This is a genomic window from Vibrio sp. B1ASS3, from assembly GCF_905175355.1.
GTDB lineage: Bacteria > Pseudomonadota > Gammaproteobacteria > Enterobacterales > Vibrionaceae > Vibrio > Vibrio owensii.
On the sequence record NZ_HG992742.1, the window covers coordinates 583,052 to 603,837 of the forward strand.

Annotated in this window: 21 protein-coding genes and 1 other RNA gene; 8 read left to right on the forward strand and 14 right to left on the reverse strand. The window is 45.8% G+C overall.

The features are described from left to right. Positions 1-125: 125 nt before the first annotated feature. From gshB to metK, 6 genes are all read right to left on the reverse strand, one after another. On the reverse strand, positions 126-1,076 hold the full coding sequence (gene gshB / locus KJB05_RS02800; RefSeq protein WP_208445669.1) for a glutathione synthase: 951 nt from the start codon (positions 1,074-1,076) through the stop codon (positions 126-128). A gap of 14 nt (positions 1,077-1,090) precedes the next feature. After that, positions 1,091-1,822: a 16S rRNA (uracil(1498)-N(3))-methyltransferase gene (rsmE, locus tag KJB05_RS02805; protein ID WP_005436502.1), complete on the reverse strand. Its 732-nt coding sequence runs from the start codon at positions 1,820-1,822 to the stop codon at positions 1,091-1,093. Positions 1,823-1,968: 146 nt separating this feature from the next. Beyond that, complete coding sequence (gene endA / locus KJB05_RS02810) at positions 1,969-2,664, reverse strand: deoxyribonuclease I (protein WP_020197218.1); 696 nt, start codon at positions 2,662-2,664, stop codon at positions 1,969-1,971. A 150-nt stretch (positions 2,665-2,814) separates the two neighbouring features. Beyond that, positions 2,815-3,312, reverse strand: coding sequence for a SprT family zinc-dependent metalloprotease (locus KJB05_RS02815; RefSeq protein ID WP_005436498.1), 498 nt, complete (start codon positions 3,310-3,312; stop codon positions 2,815-2,817). Positions 3,313-3,379: 67 nt separating this feature from the next. Further along, the gene (locus tag KJB05_RS02820) at positions 3,380-4,177 is read right to left on the reverse strand and encodes a DUF2189 domain-containing protein (RefSeq protein ID WP_208445670.1); all 798 of its coding nucleotides are present in this window, start codon (positions 4,175-4,177) and stop codon (positions 3,380-3,382) included. Between the two features lie 283 nt (positions 4,178-4,460). Next, the gene (gene metK, locus KJB05_RS02825) at positions 4,461-5,615 is read right to left on the reverse strand and encodes a methionine adenosyltransferase (RefSeq protein ID WP_005436492.1); all 1,155 of its coding nucleotides are present in this window, start codon (positions 5,613-5,615) and stop codon (positions 4,461-4,463) included. 368 nt (positions 5,616-5,983) lie between these two features. On the opposite strand from metK, the gene tkt reads away from it, so the two are divergent. After that, positions 5,984-7,978, forward strand: coding sequence for a transketolase (tkt, locus tag KJB05_RS02830; protein ID WP_045480184.1), 1,995 nt, complete (start codon positions 5,984-5,986; stop codon positions 7,976-7,978). 51 nt (positions 7,979-8,029) lie between these two features. Here the strand turns inward: tkt and KJB05_RS02835 are convergent, their stop codons facing one another. Further along, entirely contained in the window at positions 8,030-8,266 is a 237-nt protein-coding gene (locus KJB05_RS02835) for a hypothetical protein (protein ID WP_005534899.1), read from the reverse strand. Between the two features lie 198 nt (positions 8,267-8,464). Here KJB05_RS02835 and epd point away from each other — a divergent pair, with 198 nt between their 5' ends. The 4 genes from epd to mscS all read left to right on the forward strand — a co-directional run bounded on the left by epd (position 8,465) and on the right by mscS (position 13,371). After that, complete coding sequence (epd, locus tag KJB05_RS02840; RefSeq protein WP_005436486.1) at positions 8,465-9,502, forward strand: erythrose-4-phosphate dehydrogenase; 1,038 nt, start codon at positions 8,465-8,467, stop codon at positions 9,500-9,502. Positions 9,503-9,655: 153 nt separating this feature from the next. Beyond that, positions 9,656-10,816 carry a phosphoglycerate kinase gene (locus KJB05_RS02845; protein WP_005436484.1) on the forward strand — a complete coding sequence of 387 codons (1,161 nt, stop codon included), beginning with the start codon at positions 9,656-9,658 and terminating at the stop codon, positions 10,814-10,816. A 152-nt stretch (positions 10,817-10,968) separates the two neighbouring features. Then, positions 10,969-12,045, forward strand: a complete 1,077-nt coding sequence (fbaA, locus tag KJB05_RS02850) for a class II fructose-bisphosphate aldolase (RefSeq protein ID WP_208445671.1) — start codon at positions 10,969-10,971, stop codon at positions 12,043-12,045. A gap of 459 nt (positions 12,046-12,504) precedes the next feature. After that, entirely contained in the window at positions 12,505-13,371 is an 867-nt protein-coding gene (gene mscS, locus KJB05_RS02855) for a small-conductance mechanosensitive channel MscS (RefSeq protein WP_005436480.1), read from the forward strand. Positions 13,372-13,434: 63 nt separating this feature from the next. On the opposite strand, the gene KJB05_RS02860 is transcribed toward mscS, so the two are convergent. Next, entirely contained in the window at positions 13,435-13,917 is a 483-nt protein-coding gene (locus KJB05_RS02860; protein WP_020196162.1) for a YbaK/EbsC family protein, read from the reverse strand. A 24-nt stretch (positions 13,918-13,941) separates the two neighbouring features. Beyond that, the gene (locus KJB05_RS02865; RefSeq protein WP_208445672.1) at positions 13,942-14,571 is read right to left on the reverse strand and encodes a LysE/ArgO family amino acid transporter; all 630 of its coding nucleotides are present in this window, start codon (positions 14,569-14,571) and stop codon (positions 13,942-13,944) included. Between the two features lie 141 nt (positions 14,572-14,712). Here KJB05_RS02865 and KJB05_RS02870 point away from each other — a divergent pair, with 141 nt between their 5' ends. Beyond that, complete coding sequence (locus KJB05_RS02870; protein ID WP_009707613.1) at positions 14,713-15,609, forward strand: LysR family transcriptional regulator ArgP; 897 nt, start codon at positions 14,713-14,715, stop codon at positions 15,607-15,609. Between the two features lie 261 nt (positions 15,610-15,870). Then, positions 15,871-16,566, forward strand: coding sequence for an oxidative stress defense protein (locus KJB05_RS02875; RefSeq protein WP_208445673.1), 696 nt, complete (start codon positions 15,871-15,873; stop codon positions 16,564-16,566). A gap of 76 nt (positions 16,567-16,642) precedes the next feature. Here KJB05_RS02875 and serA read toward each other — a convergent pair whose 3' ends face one another. The 5 genes from serA to zapA form a co-directional block, all read right to left on the reverse strand. Next, positions 16,643-17,872, reverse strand: coding sequence for a phosphoglycerate dehydrogenase (gene serA, locus KJB05_RS02880; protein WP_009707610.1), 1,230 nt, complete (start codon positions 17,870-17,872; stop codon positions 16,643-16,645). A gap of 259 nt (positions 17,873-18,131) precedes the next feature. Further along, positions 18,132-18,788: a ribose-5-phosphate isomerase RpiA gene (gene rpiA, locus KJB05_RS02885; protein ID WP_005436473.1), complete on the reverse strand. Its 657-nt coding sequence runs from the start codon at positions 18,786-18,788 to the stop codon at positions 18,132-18,134. Between the two features lie 58 nt (positions 18,789-18,846). After that, positions 18,847-19,440: a 5-formyltetrahydrofolate cyclo-ligase gene (locus tag KJB05_RS02890; RefSeq protein WP_208445674.1), complete on the reverse strand. Its 594-nt coding sequence runs from the start codon at positions 19,438-19,440 to the stop codon at positions 18,847-18,849. Positions 19,441-19,445: 5 nt separating this feature from the next. Continuing rightward, positions 19,446-19,630: non-coding RNA, 6S RNA (ssrS, locus tag KJB05_RS02895), on the reverse strand. 8 nt (positions 19,631-19,638) lie between these two features. Beyond that, positions 19,639-19,947 carry a cell division protein ZapA gene (gene zapA, locus KJB05_RS02900; protein WP_208445675.1) on the reverse strand — a complete coding sequence of 103 codons (309 nt, stop codon included), beginning with the start codon at positions 19,945-19,947 and terminating at the stop codon, positions 19,639-19,641. 250 nt (positions 19,948-20,197) lie between these two features. Here zapA and KJB05_RS02905 point away from each other — a divergent pair, with 250 nt between their 5' ends. Then, positions 20,198-20,776 carry a YecA family protein gene (locus tag KJB05_RS02905; RefSeq protein WP_199436555.1) on the forward strand — a complete coding sequence of 193 codons (579 nt, stop codon included), beginning with the start codon at positions 20,198-20,200 and terminating at the stop codon, positions 20,774-20,776. Positions 20,777-20,786: the final 10 nt, after the last annotated feature.

Sequence of the window (20,786 nt, forward strand, 5' to 3'; positions counted from 1 at the left end):
CATCTCGACCTTATAAGGCTATTAGAAACACTTAAGCAAACACCATGCTTGCAACCCTAGGGTATGTGCATGAGTTTGCTTAAGTTAATGCACAACGCTCTCTATTAACTGTAATACAGTTTGAGTTATTCGCCTTTTACGCGGCGCTCAACTGCGTCCATTAGCTTGCCAGTGATGGAAATATCAAAAGCCGCTTCGATTTCGCGAATACAAGTTGGGCTCGTTACGTTGATTTCTGTTAGCTTGTCGCCAATCACGTCAAGGCCAACAAAGATAAGCCCTTTTTCTTTCAGTGTTGGTGCGACTGCTTGAGCGATCTTCATATCCGTTTCGCTTAGTGGACGAGCTTCACCTGTACCGCCTGCCGCTAGGTTACCGCGCGTTTCGCCTTTTGCAGGGATACGAGCAAGGCAGTAAGGCATTGGCTCACCGTCAACCACTAGGATACGTTTATCACCGTTGCTGATGTCTGGCACGAAGGTTTGCGCCATTGCGTAGTTCTGGCCGTGGTTTGTGAGTGTCTCGATGATTACCGATACGTTTGGATCGTTCTCTTTCACGCGGAAGATAGATGCGCCGCCCATGCCATCAAGTGGTTTTAGGATCACATCACCGTGCTCTTCACGGAAAGCTTTAATCTTCTCTGCTTTACGCGTCACGATGGTGGTTGGCGTTAGCTCTGGGAACCAAGCGGTGAACAGTTTTTCGTTACAGTCACGTAGGCTTTGTGGCTTGTTCACGATCAGTGCGCCTTGCTCTTCAGCACGCTCAAGGATGTACGTTGCGTAGATGTACTCTGTGTCGAACGGAGGATCTTTACGCATTAGCACGGCATCAAGCTCAGACAGTTCGATAGTCTGCTCAGATTTGAATTCGTACCAACCCGTTGGATCTTCTTTAAGCTCAACCACTTTGGTGTCTGCGAGCGCTTTACCTTGGTCTAGGTGCAGATCGTTCATTTCCATGTAGTGAATTTCGTAGCCGCGGCGTTGCGCTTCAAGCATCATGGCAAAGCTAGAGTCTTTTTTGATGTTAATGGACGAGATTGGGTCCATTACAATACCGAGTTTGATCATTATTTTTCTCCGTTTTAACCAAGATCGCCGAAACGAACTTGTAAGGCTGTAATTGCTGTCAGAGCCGCAGTTTCGGTACGCAGAACGCGAGGGCCGAGTAGCGTCTCTTCAAATTGGTATTCGCGAGTCATGTCGATTTCGTCAGAAGATAGACCGCCTTCAGGGCCAATCAATAGACGAACTTTTTCAACCGGTGTTGGCAGGGTATTGATTGAGTATTTCGCTCGTGGGTGTAGGTTAAGCTTCAAGCCATCGTATTCTTCCTGACACCACTCTTCTAAGCTCATGATAGGGCGAATTTCAGGTACTACATTACGGCCACATTGCTCACAGGCACTGACCGCGATTTTTTGCCACTGAGCGAGTTTCTTCTCGAAACGTTTTTGATCCAGTTTTACGCCGCAACGTTCAGAGATAAGCGGTGTAATCGTATTTACGCCAAGCTCTACGGATTTTTGGATGGTGAATTCCATCTTGTCGCCACGTGAAATCACCTGACCAAGATGAAGGTCAAGCGGTGATTCAATGCTGCTTTCTACGCGTTCAGAGATCTCAACCATCACATTCTTTTTGCTGACTTCACTGATGACTGCTGGGAATTCTGCGCCGCTGCCGTCAAAGAGCAGGACTTCTTGACCTTCTTTCATGCGAAGTACGCGACCAATATGGCCAGCTGCATCGTCGCTAAGAGCAATAGCGCCAAGTTGTTGAATGGTTTCTGGATGATAAATTCGAGGGATACGCATTGTGTTTCGATTTCCTGCATACGCGAGTGTTTAGACACTAACATGGATGCTTTCCAGCGAAAAAACAAGGGGCAAGAGGCGTTTCCATTACAGTAAATGACAACGCCTCGAATAGTGGAGGTGCAATGCGGTAATTACGGGAAGAATTACAGCGCGCGACAAGCTTCTTGAACGAATGGGTTGTGGTTGCCTTGAATCTTCGCAATGCGTTCATCACGCTCACATTCCCACTTGTCTACTGGATAGGTTTTGTTCCAAGCACTCATCAATTGAGTTTGCTGCTTCGAAAGTTTAAAACCGTATTCTTTGCTCATGTACAAGTAAGTGCGGGCAATCGAACCACGTGCGCGATCGGGCGGCATTACTTTACGTTGCTTAAAGTTCACTTGCATTTCACATCGGCCGTAGCTGACGCCATCCATGCCATTCCACTGACTGAAGTTGTAGTTAGAGCGGTCACCGTTTACCTCTCCGATAGCTGGTGTTAGGTTGTGGAGATCGGCTTCCATAGATTTGAAGACTTTGTCGTTTCTTGTGCAGTTTTTGCGTCCACCATTTTGCCAACACTGACGCTGGTGGCCGAACTGCCATGCAGGAACCACGTGCTCCCACTCGATGCGCGATGCGCGTTTTTCTTGCTTACGAACTTGATAGCCACAAGAAGAGAGATCCGGCACGCCCTTTTTGCCTTGCCATTTAATGTCACAACCACAGTAGAAGCTGGTTGGGTGATCGGCGTAGATTTTTACCGCTTCGCGCTTGGCCGCGGAAAAAGAGCTTGGAGGCGCAGCAATCGCTGCACTAGAAAGTGCAAGCAGGAATAAAGAGAAAAGATATTTCATGATTAAAGTCTTTATAAAGTATGACTTTATTCATTCTAACACGCACAAATTAGCTTTAGTGATGAGCAAACCAACAATAACAGGCAAAAAGAGACACTTTGAGAGCGAATGTCTCTCTTTCTGGAATAGAAAAGTAGGAAATTTGTGCTGTTAGGAGAGCTGAGTTCCCGTGAAGTTCAGCGGTTGGCGGCACTTTTGGCATGAGTATACTGCCTCTTTACGCTGCACTTTGTTGTGACGACGAATTGAAAGTGGGTACGTCATACAACCACATCGGTATTCAAAGGTTTTACCTTGAACAGAGGCTACATCAAAGCTGTGAGTGGTTTTGGCTGGTACTTTGAATACCGCCTCCATAACACCTTGCCACTCTTTCCCGTGTGGGCGAACGCGACCGTAAACTTGGTAGGTAATCAAGTGGGCGACTTCGTGAGGAATAACCTCTTGGATAAACGCTTGTGGATTTTCGCTGAACAGTTTGGGATTCAAACGGACTTCGTTCAATTGTAGATACGCTTTACCCGCAGCTTTGCCACGCACATTGAAAGTCAGAGAAGGAATAGGAAAAGAACGCTTGAAAGCCTGCTCTGCCATCGCGATGCAATCTGCCATCACTTGCTTGGCTTTGTAGCTCAGTTCTATATCCACGACTCACCCCATTTACTCAATAAAAAAGCCCCCGCGTTTGCGAGGGCCGGATCATAACATCTGTTTTCTAAGGCGTGTGTTTTTTCTTAATCGTTGCATGGTAAGCATGCCATGTACCATACCCTAAGATTGGCATGGTGAAGAGCATACCAATACCGTAAGTCGCAAAGCCGATTAAGATACCGCCACAAATAATCGCAGCCCAAACAATGATCGCTGGGATGTTAGACTTCACAGCGTTAAAGCTGGTGAACACTGCGGTCATCATATCGACGCGGCGCTCCATCATCAGCGGTATTGAGAAAGCAGAAATGCTGAATACTACGCAAGCCAAGACAAAACCGACGATTGAGCCTATAACCAAGAAAGGCAAGAATTCAGTCAGTGGAGCGCCTTGTACAGAAGGGTACAGCGCATGGAGCAGGGCAGCAATTCGCATCCAGAAAATCATACATACCGCGAGCATCACAGCAAATGCCCACTGAGAGCTGGAGTTGCGTCCGATGGCTTTCATTGAATGGAACAAACTTGGTTTGTGTCCGCGTTCTCTCTCCCAACTCGCATCATATAAGCCGAGCGCTAAGAACGGACCGATTAACATGTAAACAATCAGGCTTGGCATCACGACGAGATGCGTGCCTTGCCATTGAACCAGAAGCACGATACCAATCGCAGCAGCCATAAAACAGATGCCGTAGAAGGCACTGATGAGCGGCATGCGGACAAAGTCATGCAGACCCAACGCGAGCCAATGGAATGGTGCCGATAAGCTAACGGTATTGCACGGAATGGTTCTGGCGTATTCATTATCTGGAACTTCCTTTCGTTTACCCTGGAAGTCAGACGGGTTCACGGTACGAGGCATAACTCCTCCTTGATTTATTCCCACGGTGGCACCTAGGCCATATAAAGATGTTTGGCTGACGTTTTTCATGACTCTTTTAGCCACGTGAGCCTGCATCATAGTTCTCTACGTTATATACATCGAAAAGTGCATTTAACATTATGTTAACTATTGGCGGAGATGAGGCAATTTACAAATAATTGCTGAATTTTTGTTCAAGGAAAGAATGAGAAGGCAGAGAAGGGGGCAGAAACAAAAAGCCCCCGCCAGAGGCGAGGGCTTTATCGATTCTTGTGTGGCTCGATTACTTGATGCCAGCGAAATCGCGTAGGATAGCTGCTTTATCTGTAGCTTCCCATGGGAACTCTTCGCGACCGAAGTGACCGTATGCTGCTGTCTGCTTGTAGATAGGTTGAAGCAGGTTAAGCATTTCTTGTAGGCCGTATGGACGTAGGTCGAAGTTTTGACGAACCGCTTCAATGATGATTTCGTGTGATACTTTCTCAGTACCGAACGTTTCAACCATGATAGACGTTGGATCAGCAACACCGATAGCGTATGAAAGTTGGATTTCACAACGGTCAGCCATGCCAGCTGCTACGATGTTCTTCGCTACGTAACGTGCTGCGTAAGCCGCGCTGCGGTCTACTTTCGATGGATCTTTACCAGAGAATGCACCACCACCGTGACGAGCTGCGCCGCCGTATGTATCTACGATGATTTTACGACCAGTTAGACCACAGTCACCCATTGGACCACCGATAACGAAACGACCGGTTGGGTTGATGAAGAAGTTAGTGTCTTTAGTGATCCACTCTGAAGGTAGTACTGGCTTGATGATCTCTTCCATTACTGCTTCACGTAGGTCAGGTGTTGTTACTGAATCACAGTGCTGAGTTGAAAGAACAACAGCATCGATACCAACAATCTTACCTTGGTCGTATTGGAACGTTACTTGAGATTTCGCATCTGGGCGAAGGAAGTCTAGTTTACCGCTCTTACGAACTTCAGCTTGTTTTTTAACAAGTAGGTGAGAGTAAGTAATTGGAGCTGGCATTAGAATTTCAGTTTCGTTCGTTGCGTAACCAAACATGATGCCTTGGTCGCCTGCGCCTTGCTCTTTAGGATCGGCTTTATCAACACCTTGGTTGATGTCTGGAGACTGCTTACCGATGGTGTTTAGAACCGCACACGAGTTCGCATCAAAGCCCATGTCAGAGTGAACGTAGCCGATTTCACGAACTGTTTCACGAGTGATTTCTTCGATATCAACCCATGCAGAAGTCGTTACTTCACCACCAACCATAACCATGCCGGTTTTAACGTAAGTTTCACAAGCCACGCGTGCTTTTGGGTCTTGCTCAAGAATTGCATCAAGAACTGCGTCAGAGATTTGGTCTGCGATTTTATCTGGATGACCTTCTGATACCGACTCAGAAGTGAACAGGTGCTTAGCCATGATAGCTCCAATCTTAAGGTTTACTCATGGCTAACTAACGCAAGCTTGCCACGAAAAATACAATACAGTTTGTAGGTGTTTCTACATCTAGACGTCTATTTTAATTTCCCACAGTCGAATTACAAGCTCTTTTTCGATTTGAATTCGTCTAGCTTATTTCCCAATCGTTTGCTTTTGATGGGGTGAATTTTTCATAAATTGCCCATTAACTGCGAAAAGATTGAGTTAAAACCTCAAAAATGGTGAGTAAAACGTTTGCAGTCAGATTTTGGCTCTGAGAGAATATTGCCCGCACTTTCGTACTTGGTTCACTCAATGAAAGTGCCCACATTCCTTTATCAATTCGCTTAATGCACTCAGGAGCAGACATGTCTTCTCGTAAACATCTGGCAAATGCAATCCGCGCTCTTAGCATGGATGGTGTTCAACAAGCTAACTCTGGCCACCCAGGCGCACCTATGGGTATGGCTGATATCGCTGAAGTTCTTTGGCGTTCTCACCTAAACCACAACCCAGCTAATCCAGAGTGGGCTGACCGCGACCGTTTCGTACTGTCTAACGGCCACGGCTCTATGCTGATTTACTCTCTACTGCACCTGAGCGGTTACGAGCTATCTATCGACGATCTTAAGAACTTCCGTCAGCTTCACTCTAAGACTCCTGGTCACCCAGAGTACGGCTACGCACCTGGTATCGAGACAACAACGGGTCCTCTAGGTCAAGGCATCACCAACGCTGTTGGTATGGCAATGGCTGAGAAAGCGTTGGCAGCTCAGTTCAACAAAGAAGGTCACGACATCGTTGACCACTTCACTTACGTGTTCATGGGCGATGGCTGTCTAATGGAAGGTATCTCGCACGAGGCATGTTCTCTTGCTGGTACACTAGGCCTTGGCAAACTGATCGCATTCTGGGATGACAACGGCATCTCTATCGATGGTCACGTTGAAGGTTGGTTCTCTGACGACACGCCTAAGCGTTTTGAATCTTACGGCTGGCACGTAATCCCTGCTGTAGATGGTCACGACTCTGAAGCGATCAACGCAGCAATCGAAGCGGCAAAAGCAGATCCACGCCCTACGCTTATCTGTACTAAAACTATCATCGGTTTTGGTTCTCCAAACAAATCAGGCTCTCACGACTGTCACGGTGCACCACTAGGTGCGGAAGAAATCGCAGCAGCACGTGAATTCCTAGGTTGGGAACACCCAGCATTTGAAATCCCTGCAGACGTATACGCTGAGTGGGATGCGAAAGCGGCAGGCACTGAGAAAGAAGCGGCTTGGAACGCGAAGTTCGAAGCGTATGCAGCGGCTTACCCAGCAGAAGCAGCAGAGCTTAAGCGTCGTCTAAACGGCGAACTTCCTGCACAGTGGGAAGAGAAGACAAGCCAAATCATTGCTGACCTTCAAGCAAACCCAGCAAACATCGCATCACGTAAAGCATCTCAAAACGCACTAGAAGCGTTTGGTCAAATGCTTCCAGAATTCATGGGCGGCTCTGCTGACCTAGCGCCTTCTAACCTAACTATGTGGTCTGGTTCTAAGTCTCTAGAAGCGAACGACTTCTCTGGTAACTACATCCACTACGGTGTACGTGAATTCGGTATGACAGCGATCATGAACGGTATCGCACTACACGGTGGTTTCGTTCCTTACGGCGCAACATTCCTAATGTTCATGGAATACGCACGTAACGCTATGCGTATGGCTGCTCTGATGAAAGTTCAGAACATCCAAGTTTACACGCACGACTCTATCGGTCTTGGCGAAGACGGCCCAACTCACCAACCAGTTGAGCAAATGGCATCTCTACGCCTGACTCCAAACATGAGCACATGGCGTCCATGTGACCAAGTTGAGTCTGCAGTAGCATGGAAACTAGCGATTGAACGTAAAGATGGCCCATCGGCACTGATCTTCTCTCGTCAAAACCTAGCGCAACAAGAACGTACTGCTGAGCAAGTAGCGGACATCGCGAAAGGTGCTTACATCCTGAAAGACAGCGATGGTAAGCCTGAGCTAATCCTAATCGCGACAGGTTCTGAAGTTGAACTAGCAGTGAAAGCCGCTGAGCAACTAACGGCTGAAGGTAAGAAAGTACGCGTTGTTTCAATGCCATCAACAGATGCATTCGACAAGCAAGACGCGGCTTACCGTGAATCAGTACTGCCATCAGACGTAACAGCTCGTATCGCTGTAGAAGCGGGCATTGCTGACTTCTGGTACAAGTACGTTGGCTTCGACGGTCGCATCATCGGTATGACAACATTCGGTGAATCTGCGCCAGCTGACCAACTGTTCGAGATGTTTGGTTTCACTGTAGAAAACGTAGTGAACACAGCAAAAGAACTGCTAGCGTAAGCTTACAAAGATAAAAGAAAAACCGAGCGTTAATGCTCGGTTTTTTTGTGCCTACTCGAATTCTTTTCCCCAGTTATCCTTCTCTTTGTGTCCACATTCCTTACAGGTGACATAGCGATCCATATCGTAATAGTGACCGCCGTTCAGCAGGGTATGAGCCCAAAGCTTTAACGTTCCAAGAATTGATTTATCCGTATCATAACGACTTGGTTTACGGACCAGCACTTCAGAGTGCGGTGTTTCTCTATTGCATCGCTTGCAAAAGTGAGCAGCGGGAAAACCTGACATACGCATTTCCTTTGGTGGTCAAACAAGGAGCTAAAGTGCCAAGCGAAATACGTAACGTCAGAACTCAATATATTGGTGATATGAATATTCCGGGAAGTGAAAAGATAGTTTACCGCGAGTGAGATCACTTACTTAATGCGTTCAGCCTCCGTATCAGGTACTATCTGTGACACGAATTTTTGGTGAGGCGAAGGATAAATGCTAAAAGTTGCGATCAATGGATTTGGACGTATCGGTCGTAATGTACTGCGAGCAGTATATGAGAGCGGTAAGCATCAGCAGATAAAAGTTGTGGCGGTTAATGAACTCGCGCAACCCGAAGCGATGGCACATCTTCTTCAATATGACACCAGTCATGGCCGCTTCGGAAAGAAAATCTCGCACGACCAAGAACACCTCTATGTTCACCACGACAGTGGCGAATACGATCCCATTAGAATCCTTCACCTTGCTGAAATTGAACTCTTGCCATGGCGTGACTTAGAAGTCGACATCGTGCTCGATTGTACTGGTGTTTTCGGCTCACAAGCCGATGGCCAAGCTCATATTGAAGCTGGCGCGCAAAAAGTTCTGTTTTCACACCCTGGCGCAAGCGATCTCGATAACACCATTATCTACGGTGTGAACCACGAAACCCTCAAAGATGAACACCGCGTGGTGTCCAATGGTTCATGTACCACCAACTGTATCGTTCCTATCATCAAAGTATTAGATGAGGCCTTTGGCATTGAGTCTGGCACTATCACCACGATTCACTCTTCAATGAACGATCAGCAAGTTATCGACGCTTACCACAATGATTTACGCCGTACGCGTGCAGCCAGTCAATCCATCATTCCTGTCGATACCAAGTTGCATAAGGGTATTGAAAGAATCTTCCCGAAATTTTCCAACAAATTCGAAGCAATTTCGGTTCGAGTTCCGACAGTTAACGTCACTGCGATGGATTTAAGTGTCACAATTAGTACAAATGTGAAAGTTAATGACGTAAATCAAACCATTGTTAACGCATCTCAGTGTACATTACGTGACATTGTTGACTATACTGAATCGCCGCTCGTTTCCATCGACTTTAACCACGATCCCCATAGTGCAATTGTGGATGGAACTCAGACAAGAGTGAGTAACGGGCAACTCGTTAAAATGCTCGTTTGGTGCGATAACGAATGGGGCTTTGCTAACCGGATGCTGGATACCGCCTTAGCAATGCAAGCTTCTTCACAAGTGGAGCAATAATGGTGAAGAAGCGATGGAGAAATTTTTTATTTTAAGCCTTGAAATAAATCTGACGTATCTCCATATCAGTAACCAGTTTGAAGAATTAACGGGCTTGGCAGGATTGCCGAGTTTTTAAAAACTTTAATTATTTAATATTTGAGAGGACACATCATGTCTGTAATCAAGATGACTGACCTGGATCTTGCAGGTAAACGTGTATTTATCCGTGCTGACCTAAACGTGCCAGTAAAAGACGGTAAAGTAACTTCAGATGCACGTATCATCGCATCTCTTCCAACTATCAAGCACTGTCTAGAAGCAGGCGCTAAAGTTATGGTTACTTCTCACCTAGGTCGCCCAACTGAAGGTGAATACGCTGAAGAGTTCTCTCTACAACCAGTAGTTAACTACCTAAACGACGCACTAGACTGCGAAGTTAAACTAGCGAAAGACTACCTAAACGGTCTAGAACTAAACGCTGGTGAACTAGTTGTTCTAGAAAACGTTCGCTTCAACAAAGGCGAGAAGAAAAACGAAGAAGAACTGTCTAAGCAGTACGCTTCTCTATGTGACATCTTCGTAATGGACGCATTCGGTACAGCTCACCGTGCACAAGCATCTACTCACGGTGTTGGTATGCACGCAGACGTAGCATGTGCTGGTCCTCTACTAGCGAACGAACTAGAAGCTCTAGGTAAAGCAATGGACAAGCCTGCTCGTCCAATGGTTGCTATCGTAGGTGGTTCAAAAGTTTCTACTAAGCTAACTGTTCTTGAGTCTCTATCTAAAATCGCTGACCAACTAGTTGTTGGTGGTGGTATTGCTAACACATTCATCGCAGCTGCTGGCCACAACGTTGGTAAGTCTCTATACGAAGCAGACCTAGTTGAAACAGCTAAGAAGCTAATGGACGAGTGTGCAATCCCAGTAGCAACTGACGTTGCATGTGCGAAAGCATTCGACGAGAACGCAGAAGCTGAAATCAAGCACGTTTCTGAAGTACAAGACGACGACATGATCTTCGACCTTGGTCCAGATTCAACTGCTGAACTAGCAGAAATCCTTAAGAACGCTAAGACTATCCTATGGAACGGTCCAGTAGGCGTATTCGAATTCAAGAACTTCGAAGCAGGTACTAAAGGTATCTCTGAAGCTATCGCAGCTTCTGAAGGTTTCTCTGTTGCAGGTGGTGGTGACACGCTAGCAGCTATCGACAAGTTCGGTATCAAAGCTGACGTATCTTACATCTCTACTGGCGGCGGCGCTTTCCTTGAGTTCGTAGAAGGTAAAGTACTTCCAGCAGTTGAAATGCTAGAAGCACGCGCTAAGTAATATTAGTAAAGCGGGAGTCCTCTCCCGCTTTCTTGTTTGCTGCAACGAGAGTGGAACTCTGCTAAAATAGCCTCAGTTGTGAGCAAACGTTTGCAAGATTTTCAATTTAACAAGTTTTGTTTATAAAACGACAGATAAATAGGATTACATCCATGTCTAAGATCTTCGACTTCGTAAAACCAGGTGTTATCTCTGGCGATGACGTTCAGAAAGTATTTGAAGTAGCAAAAGAGAACAACTTTGCACTTCCAGCAGTAAACGTTGTTGGTACTGATTCTGTAAACGCAGTACTTGAAGCAGCTGCAAAAGTTAAAGCTCCAGTTGTTGTTCAGTTCTCTAACGGCGGCGCATCTTTCTTCGCTGGTAAAGGCGTTAAACTTGAAGGTCAAGGTGCACAAATCCTTGGCGCTGTAGCTGGTGCAAAATACGTTCACGCTGTAGCTGAAGCTTACGGTGTGCCAGTAATCCTACACACTGACCACGCTGCTAAGAAACTTCTACCATGGATCGACGGTCTACTAGACGCTGGTGAAGAGTTCTTCGCTCAAACTGGTAAGCCTCTATTCTCTTCTCACATGCTAGACCTTTCTGAAGAGTCTCTAGAAGAGAACATCGAAACATGTGCTAAGTACCTAGAGCGCATGGCTAAAATGAACATGACAATCGAGATCGAACTTGGTTGTACTGGTGGTGAAGAAGACGGCGTTGATAACTCTGATATGGACGCATCTGAGCTTTACACTTCTCCAGAAGACGTTGCATACGCATACGAGAAACTAAGCGCTGTTAGCCCACGTTTCACTATCGCAGCATCTTTCGGTAACGTACACGGTGTATACAAGCCAGGTAACGTTGTTCTAACTCCAACTATCCTACGTGACTCTCAAGCATACTGTGCAGAGAAGTTCGGTATCGCACCAAACGCTCTAAACTTCGTATTCCACGGTGGTTCTGGTTCTACTGAAGCAGAAATCCAAGAGTCTATTGGCTACGGTGTTATCAAAATGAACATCGATACTGATACACAGTGGGCTACATGGGACGGTATCCGTGCATACGAAGCGGAAAACCGCGATTACCTACAAGGTCAAATCGGTAACCCAACTGGCGAAGACGCTCCAAACAAGAAGTACTACGACCCACGCGTATGGCTACGTGCTGGTCAAGCTTCAATGGTAGCTCGCCTAGAGAAAGCATTTGCTGACCTAAACGCAGTAGACGTACTATAATTCGTCTCAACTGAGTTTCTAAAAACCCGCTCTAAGAGCGGGTTTTTTTTGTGTCTAAACAATGAGACAACCCAGAATCTCCTTCCTGTAGCAATTGATAACTAAATCAACTGCTATATGATCACCGCACTTCATATCCCTTCTGTTTTTGGCGCAAATTTCGAAACTCAGCGCATTTCCGCACCAAGTGGCATAAAACCAAGTAAAAAGTGTGGCGAAATGTAAATCCATTGCGTACTCTGTAACATGCCAGTATCAGAAAAATCTGATAAAGCTTTGTTTTGTAGGTCTTTGCTAAACTCTGACTTTGCAAAATTTCAGTTTTGAGATATTGTGCCAAAAATCTGACACTGTTCAGGAAAACAATAGGGATGTTGTTGTGAATAAGAACCTATAAAAAACAAGGTTCATAAATTAACGGCAATTAGATTTAATATCTTTATTTTGAGGATACGAATTATGGCAGGTGAATCGATGGGTATCGATACCTCTTTAACGGATGGTTTGAGCAAAGCTGAAACATGGCTAAATAACAACTCAGATCTTCTTATTCAGTACGGTGTGAACATCATTTCTGCACTGCTGATCCTATTTATCGGTAACATTATCGTTAAAGCGGTAGCAAACAGCGTTTCAAAAGTGCTTGAAAAGAAAAAGATGGACAAAGCTGTTGTTGAATTCGTCAATGGTTTAGTTCGTTACCTTCTATTTGTTATCGTACTTATCGCGGCACTAGGCCGTGTAGGTGTTCAAACTGCATCTGTAGTTGCGGTAATCGGTGCGGCAGGTCTTGCTGTTGGTCTTGCTCTGCAAGGCTCACTATCTAACTTTGCAGCGGGCGTACTAATTGTTGCATTCCGTCCATTCAAGTCTGGTGACTACGTAGAAATCGGCGGTGTAGCAGGTAGTGTTGAAGCAATTCAAATCTTCCAAACTGTACTAAAAACACCTGACAACAAAATGGTTGTTGTACCGAACTCATCAGTTATCGGCGGCGCAATCACGAACTACTCTCGCCACGCTACGCGTCGTGTAGACCTAGTTATCGGTGTTTCTTACAGCGCTGACCTTAAGCAAACTAAGCAAGTTATCCGTGACGTGCTAGAAAAAGATGAGCGTATCCTTAAAGATCCAGCAATCCAAATTGGTGTACTGGCTCTAGCAGATTCTTCAGTGAACTTCGTGGTTCGTCCATGGTGTAAAACTGCTGATTACTGGGACGTTTACTTCGATTCTACTCAAGCAATCAAAGAAGCGTTGGATGAAGCAGGCATCGAAATTCCATTCCCACAAATGGATGTTCACTTGAACAAAGTAGAAGCTTAATCCCTTCGATTGAGAACATGAAAAAGCGAGGCAATGGCCTCGCTTTTTTTATATCCCAGTTTTCTAAAGTTCTAACAGAGTGTTACTGCCAGCAAGGAGCAGACGTTTAAGTTCGCTGCCTGCAAAGCCAAAGGTTAACTCGGGTAAACCTGGTGTATAGAGCAACTCATCATGTTGGTAGAGTGCTGTATCGACGATAATGGTGACATGTTCAGGTAAGCCAATAGGGCAAACTGCGCCGGGCACACAACCTAGCTGCTCAATCATTTCATCATCGCTGCAAATTGAAGGTCGTTTACCCGTAATGGCTTTGATTTGCTTGGAGTCTAGACGCGAGTCCTTGTCGGTTAGGTATACTGCATAACCTTGTCCTTTTAGCTTGAGAAAAAGACTCTTAGTATGCGTGCCTGTCCAACCGAGTTGTGCGGCGACTTTGACGTCGGTTTCGAAGTCGAGAATAGCTTCGTGTTGCCATTCTCGAAAGGGGATGGAGAGCGCATTGAATCGCTCTCGGTTGATTTGATGGATTTTTTCCAGTGACTCCATGTCGTGTTTCTTTCCTATTTGTCTTTACCAGTATTTGGTGACTAGTTCATTAGCAAGAACAAAAGCGATAGTAAACATCATAGCGGCAACCGCAATATCGATGCCTTTCTTCACTTTTGGTTTTGAGAGCGTCGGACCTAATTTCGCAGCACCTAATGAGAGTGTGTAGAACCACACAAATGAAGCCATGATGGTGCCCAAAGCAAATGCGATACGATCGTTGCCTTCGAATTGACCACCAATTGAACCCAAGATCACTACGGTATCTAAGTAAAGATGTGGGTTCAACACTGTGACGGCAAGTGCGCCAAGAATCACGGTACGACGACCTCGAGCGACGACTTCCCCTTTCGATTCAGAGGCGTCTGCCGGTTTGAATGCGCTTTTTAGTGACAGTAAACCGTAAACACTTAAGAAGGCAATGCCACCTAAAGTGACGGAGGTCAGCAGGATTTCATTTTGCGATAGAATCGCACCACCACCAAAAATACCAAGCGATATGAAGATCATATCTAGGATGCTACAGATGGTCGCGGTCGTCAGGTGATGTTGACGCTTAATACCTTGGTTAAGGACGTACGCATTCTGCGCACCGATTGGAATGATCATCGTCGCACCTAAACCGAATCCTTGTAATAACACCCAAAAGCTCACAACACACCTCAAAAATTAGCAATAGAACAACAGAGGAATGGAAGATAAAGCTTTTATTGAAATAAGTATAATTAATGATTTTAATATATTATTAGTAACACTTATCTGGTGTTTTGGGCGTTTATTAAGGAGGAAAAACACGTGCGAGGATTGGACTATAAATGGATTGAAGCGTTAGATGCGGTGGTACATCAAGGCAGTTTTGACCGAGCGGCTGAGCACCTTTTTGTCTCACAATCCGCCATTTCCCAGCGTATCAAGCAGCTAGAGAAGTACCTTGCCCAACCGGTTCTTATTCGTGAGCAACCACCAAAACCCACCCCGATTGGTAAGAAGTTACTCGGGCTTTATCGCCGAGTAAGATTGCTTGAGCATGAAATCCTCCCTGAACTAAAAAACGACACGACAACACGTCCTGTACAGCTTTCATTGGCAACCAATGCAGACAGTCTCGCAACCTGGCTTTTACCTGCGTTGCAAGACGTAATGAAGCATCGCCAAGTGGAACTAAAACTGACTATTTATGGCGAGTCGCGTTCGATTGAGAAGCTAAGAAGTGGTGAGGTTGCTGGGGCGATCAGTTTAGAGTCTCAAGCCATCCCGGGCTGTCGAGCAGACTATCTTGGTCGCATCGATTATGTTTGTGTCGCCAACCCAGAGTTTTATCAACGTTACTTCTCGGAAGGGGTCAACAACCAGACTTTAGCCAAAGCGCCAGCGGTATCTTATGACCAATATGATGATCTGCATAAGAAGTTCTTAACGGAGCACTTCAACGTGAGGCCAGATAGCGTGATTCATCACAACATCAGTAGCTCAGAAGCTTTCCTTAAGATGGCGTTAGCAGGCGTGGCTTATTGTTTGATTCCCCGATTGCAGATCACCGACGAACTGGAGAAAGGTGAGTTGATTGATATTACGCCGGGCTTTTTGATGTCCTATCGAATTTACTGGCATCACTGGCAGTTAGAAACGGGGGTGCTTCAAGAAATCTCACAAGCGATCGTTGGCTACGCGCAACAGCATTTGCCACAATAAGTTCCCGCTTGCCTCGCGTTTTAAGCTGAAATCACGGCGAAGTAACACAGTCAAAGTTGTGTTAGAAGTCGCTTAGGGCGCTTGGATAATTGGCAGAAGTTTCTATGATGAAGCTATATACACTCCAGTTCATTGGTGCCTCTTATCTTTCTGGTTTTGATGAGGCATCAACTTAATCCGCCATGGCATTCATCGAGTATCTCGTCTTGAACTCCGGCATTTGGAGTGACTTTTCTATTTCAATACGGATGGATTTATCGAATGAAACTGTCTTCAATCTTTCTGGCTTCGGCACTAAGCCTTACTAGCGTTTCTGTACTTGCGAATGAGGCACCTGATTTTGCTCACGTGAGTACGACTGGATACGGTGAAGTTGTAGCAACTCCAGATATGGCCACTTTCTCTGTGAAGGTAGTTGATACCACGATGACTGCGGAGCAAGCGAAGCAATCGGTCGATAATACCGTTGATGCGTTTCTAAAAAGCTTAGCGGATACAGGGTTGTCAAAAGATAACATCACCAGTTCAAACTTGTACTTAGCACCGCAGTATCACTATCCGAAATCGGGCAAAGCAGAGCTAGTTGGCTACCGCGCATCACGTAGTATTGATGTGACGGTTAACGATCTTGCCAACTTGAATGAATACTTGGACATGGCGTTAAAAGCTGGCATTAATCAAGTCGATAATATTCAGCTTAAAGTGAGTAACCAGTCTGAGTATCAGCAAAAAGCGCGTATGGAAGCAATCAAAGATGCGCAAAGCAAGGCGGCATCTTTAGCGACGGGTTTTGACAAAAAGTTGGGTGATGTTTGGCAGATTAATTACAACCAAATGCACGCCCGTCCAGTGCTTTTACGTTCAATGGCAATGGATGCAAGAGAGAGTTCGAATAGCTACCAAGACTCTACGCTTGTGATTCGTGACCAAGTGGATGTGGTTTACAAGCTGAAATAGTAATAAGAATATTACGACGAACAGAAACAGAAAAGGCAGGGGAGTCCCTGCCTTTTTTATGTCGAGTAATCAGCGATTAATGAAGGATACGAGCACGAATTGTGCCTTCGATGCCTTTTAGTTTCACTAGTGCTTCTTCTGCGCGAGAAGTCTCTACGTCGATCACTACGTAACCGATCTCAGCTGCCGTTTGTAGGTACTGACCTGCGATGTTGATGCCGTCTTCCGCAAAGATGGTGTTGATTTGCGTTAGGATACCAGGGCGGTTTTTGTGGATGTGCAACAAACGTGAACATTCACGATGCTCAGGCAGTGATACCTCTGGGAAGTTCACACTTGATAGCGTTGAACCGTTGTCAGAGTATTTCGCCAGTTTACCAGCAACTTCGACACCAATGTTTTCTTGCGCTTCTTGCGTTGAACCACCGACGTGTGGCGTTAGGATGACGTTGTCGAACTTCTGCAGTGGAGACTCAAATGCATCAGCATTGGTTTTTGGTTCTACTGGGAATACGTCAACCGCAGCGCCTGAGATGTGACCAGACTCTAGACTGTGGCATAGGGCAGGGATGTCTACCACAGTACCGCGCGCAGCGTTGATAAAGATGGCGCCCGGCTTCATGCGTGCGAACTCTTCTGCACCCATCATGTTCTTGGTCTCTGGCGTTTCAGGAACGTGCAAAGAAATGACGTCACACTTGTTCAGTAGTTCGCTCATGGTGAACACTTGCGTTGCGTTACCTAGCGACAGTTTGTTTTCAATGTCGTAGTAGTAAACGCGCATGCCTAAGTTTTCTGCGATGATACCCAGCTGAGTACCGATGTGGCCGTAACCGATGATACCCAGACGCTTACCACGTGCTTCGTAAGAGCTGTCTGCACTCTTTTTCCAAATACCACGGTGTGCGAGTGCATTTTTCTCAGGGATACCACGAAGAAGCAGTAGTACTTGGCCTAACACCAACTCGGCAACACTGCGCGTGTTTGAGAATGGTGCATTAAATACAGGGACACCGCGTCGAGCGGCAGCACTTAGGTCAACTTGGTTGGTACCGATACAAAAACAGCCAATCGCAACTAGCTTGTTCGCCGCATTGATCACTTCTTCCGATAGGTTCGTTCGGGAACGGATACCGATGAAGTGCACGTCTTTTACTGCTTCAATCAGCTCTTCTTCTGAAAGGGAACCTTTGTGATATTCAATGTTGCTGTAGCCAGCTGCTTGAAGAACTTCAACTGAAGAAGGGTGGAGTCCCTCTAGCAAGAGGATCTTAATCTTTTCTTTTTCCAGTGAAACTTTGGCCATTTTTCTCGTCCTTAAAATGGAAAGGTGGGCTAATGTGGCGCACATAAAGCAAAACCATTAAAAAGGGGATAATTAACAGTTTTGTCGGAAGACAAACGTTTCCCTGTGCGTCTTCTGTTCAATAAAGTAACAAAAAATTTTTGCTTTGGGTAAGAAAATTACGGAATAAGGCATGCTTTTCTTAGAAAAAGGAAGAAAAAACGGCGCCCTAGGGCGCCGTCTGTAATGAAATAACAGAAAATTTAAATCATCTAATGATTTATTCTTCTATTTTCGCACCTTCTGGTGTACCAGTGATAACCACGTCTGCACCACGGTGAGCGAACAGGCCTACCGTTACCACACCTGCAATGCCGTTGATCTTGTCTTCAAGTTCTTTCGGGTTAGTGATTTGCATGTTGTGCACGTCTAGGATCACGTTGCCGTTGTCCGTTGTTACGCCTTCACGGTATGCAGGGTCACCACCTAGTTTTACCAACTCACGAGCAACGTATGAGCGCGCCATTGGGATTACTTCTACAGGAAGTGGGAACTGACCAAGTACGTCAACTGCTTTTGTGCCGTCAACGATACATACGAATTTTTCTGAAATTGCCGCAACGATCTTTTCACGAGTCAGTGCAGCACCGCCGCCTTTGATCATTTCACGCGCTGCGTTGATTTCATCTGCACCATCAACGTAGATATCCAGCATTGCTACGTCGTTACACTCGTAAACCTCAATACCAAGCTCTTTTAGACGCTCAGTAGAAGCAACAGAGCTAGACACTGCGCCTTTGATATCATCTTTGATACTGCCTAGGGCATCGATGAAGTGATTCACGGTAGAGCCAGTACCAACACCGACAATGCTGCCTTTCTCAACATACTTAAGTGCTGCCCAACCAGCCGCTTTCTTCATTTCATCTTGAGTCATGCCAATCTCCTGAATAGATGTTCGTTAACGTTTGCGGCGTGATTATAGCGGGTAAGTGTTACTTTTCCCATTGCCAGATTTGGCTTGGAGTCACGATCTTAGGTAATGGAATATCCCAGCTTTCAACGGGGAGGCGATCTACATGCTGGCAATCGTGGGCGATACCGATCGGTTTGGCACCTTCGCCAGTGCTAAACCAACGTGAGAGTGTCCGGTCGTAGTAGCCTCCGCCCATACCTAAGCGATGGCCGGCACTGTCAAACCCGACTAACGGCGTACAAATGACATCCAGCTCACGGACCGGTTTGAGGGCGCGGATATCAAGCGCAGGTTCTAAGATTCCGTATTTGTTGTACACCAACTGTTCATCATTGATGTATTGCAAGAAGAGTAATTGACCTTTAGAGAAAGGGTGAATGACGGGCAGGTAAATCGACTTTCCTTGCTGCCATAGCGACTCAATCAAAGGTTTGGTGTCTAATTCGCCATCGGCAGACAAATAGATGGCAATGTGCTGTGCGGTTTTGATTTCTGCTAACTGCGAAAACTGCTGAACGAGATCGAGCCCGGCTTGAAACTGAGTATCGCTACAAAGGGCGTTGCGTTTTTCGCGGATGAGTTTACGGAATTCTTGTCGAGATAGGTCTGACATAGAGAGGATACCCCAGGGTGCCGTTGAGGATTGTGGCCCTTGAACCAGCTGGTTCAAGGCGGATCAGCAATGATAACCGTAGGCTTCTCGGTGCATGCCAAGCTTGCTCAATAGCTATCAAGTACTAACCCTTTGGTATTGCTTATCGGCTCAGGGACTTAAATCCAACTGACGCACACCCCAGGGTAAATTTTGTATCTACTGCTGTCCTTGCTTTACCTTACTAAGCGCACTTTCTAAAGACGCGGTGAGCTTTTCCATTCGCTCAGTAATTTCTTGTTGCTGACCGTTAGATTCGTATGATTTTGTATGCAATTCATAACAAATGTTCAACGCAGCAAAGGTCAGTAGCTGAATTTCATTGGTTACCTTAGTACGCTCGCTCATCTCTTTCAATCGACGATCAAGATCTTTAGCCGCTGTAATTAGTGACTCTTCTTGCCCTGAAGGACAATTGACTCGTGTCATTTTGCCAAGGATTTCAACGTCGATCGCTTGATTGCTCATGATGAATAAACTCTATATTCGCGCTATCTAAGGCGTTGCGTTATACAACTACCGAGGAGGAAACTATAGGAAAACCGCTATTAAGATTCAAGCATTTCCCATCACAGAAAGAAAAATGGTGAAGTGATCACACAGGAATTGGGCAAATTGATTAAATGCTGTCCAAAATTGAATTTGATAGCCGTTTCAGCCGAGTAGGCTTGATGGTAGGATATGTCGATACATTATTACGCAAGAATGAGCCAAGATTATGAGTGAAATCACCCTTCCTGAATACCAATCTATTGCTGCTGAACTGAAATCTGCAAGCCTTGCTGTGACCCCAGCAGAATTGCACGGTCTACTTGTTGGCATGCTAAGTGGTGGATTGGCGATTAACGACCAAACCTGGCAACCGATTCTGTTTGATTACACCAATGAAGGCATGGGCTGGCCATCAAGCGCATTAGCATTGGCACAAAGCGTGTTCCAAGTAACCGTTAACGAGCTAACTGGCACTTCTATGGAGTTGTCTCTGCTGCTTCCAGATGAAGCGGGCGAAGAAGGTTTGTTTGCACTAGCAGATGGTGTGTCTGACTTTGTGAACCACTTTATCTCAGGTATGGGCTTAGCGGGCATTGCGATTGATAAGGCATCAGACGATGCAAAAGAAGCCTTGGCTGATCTAGAAGAAATCGCCAAGCTTGGTATTGATGAAGACGATGACCTAGGCGAGCAAGCGCTATTACTAGAGCAAGTAATCGAACACGTTAAAGCCTGCGTATTAACTATTCATGCAGAGTTTGGTGCTCGTCCTGAAAACAATGAAAACAAACCAACGATTCATTAATCACTCGTTC

Excerpts from the sequence above, each read along its gene's own strand:
- gshB (WP_208445669.1), bottom strand. The coding sequence starts at position 1,076 with ATGATCAAACTCGGTATTGTAATGGACCCAATCTCGTCCATTAACATC.
- rsmE (WP_005436502.1), bottom strand. The coding sequence starts at position 1,822 with ATGCGTATCCCTCGAATTTATCATCCAGAAACCATTCAACAACTTGGC.
- endA (WP_020197218.1), bottom strand. The coding sequence starts at position 2,664 with ATGAAATATCTTTTCTCTTTATTCCTGCTTGCACTTTCTAGTGCAGCG.
- KJB05_RS02820 (WP_208445670.1), bottom strand. The coding sequence starts at position 4,177 with ATGCCTCGTACCGTGAACCCGTCTGACTTCCAGGGTAAACGAAAGGAA.
- metK (WP_005436492.1), bottom strand. The coding sequence starts at position 5,615 with ATGGCTAAGCACCTGTTCACTTCTGAGTCGGTATCAGAAGGTCATCCA.
- tkt (WP_045480184.1), top strand. The coding sequence starts at position 5,984 with ATGTCTTCTCGTAAACATCTGGCAAATGCAATCCGCGCTCTTAGCATG.
- KJB05_RS02835 (WP_005534899.1), bottom strand. The coding sequence starts at position 8,266 with ATGTCAGGTTTTCCCGCTGCTCACTTTTGCAAGCGATGCAATAGAGAA.
- epd (WP_005436486.1), top strand. The coding sequence starts at position 8,465 with ATGCTAAAAGTTGCGATCAATGGATTTGGACGTATCGGTCGTAATGTA.
- KJB05_RS02845 (WP_005436484.1), top strand. The coding sequence starts at position 9,656 with ATGTCTGTAATCAAGATGACTGACCTGGATCTTGCAGGTAAACGTGTA.
- fbaA (WP_208445671.1), top strand. The coding sequence starts at position 10,969 with ATGTCTAAGATCTTCGACTTCGTAAAACCAGGTGTTATCTCTGGCGAT.
- mscS (WP_005436480.1), top strand. The coding sequence starts at position 12,505 with ATGGCAGGTGAATCGATGGGTATCGATACCTCTTTAACGGATGGTTTG.
- KJB05_RS02860 (WP_020196162.1), bottom strand. The coding sequence starts at position 13,917 with ATGGAGTCACTGGAAAAAATCCATCAAATCAACCGAGAGCGATTCAAT.
- KJB05_RS02875 (WP_208445673.1), top strand. The coding sequence starts at position 15,871 with ATGAAACTGTCTTCAATCTTTCTGGCTTCGGCACTAAGCCTTACTAGC.
- serA (WP_009707610.1), bottom strand. The coding sequence starts at position 17,872 with ATGGCCAAAGTTTCACTGGAAAAAGAAAAGATTAAGATCCTCTTGCTA.
- rpiA (WP_005436473.1), bottom strand. The coding sequence starts at position 18,788 with ATGACTCAAGATGAAATGAAGAAAGCGGCTGGTTGGGCAGCACTTAAG.
- KJB05_RS02890 (WP_208445674.1), bottom strand. The coding sequence starts at position 19,440 with ATGTCAGACCTATCTCGACAAGAATTCCGTAAACTCATCCGCGAAAAA.
- zapA (WP_208445675.1), bottom strand. The coding sequence starts at position 19,947 with ATGAGCAATCAAGCGATCGACGTTGAAATCCTTGGCAAAATGACACGA.
- KJB05_RS02905 (WP_199436555.1), top strand. The coding sequence starts at position 20,198 with ATGAGTGAAATCACCCTTCCTGAATACCAATCTATTGCTGCTGAACTG.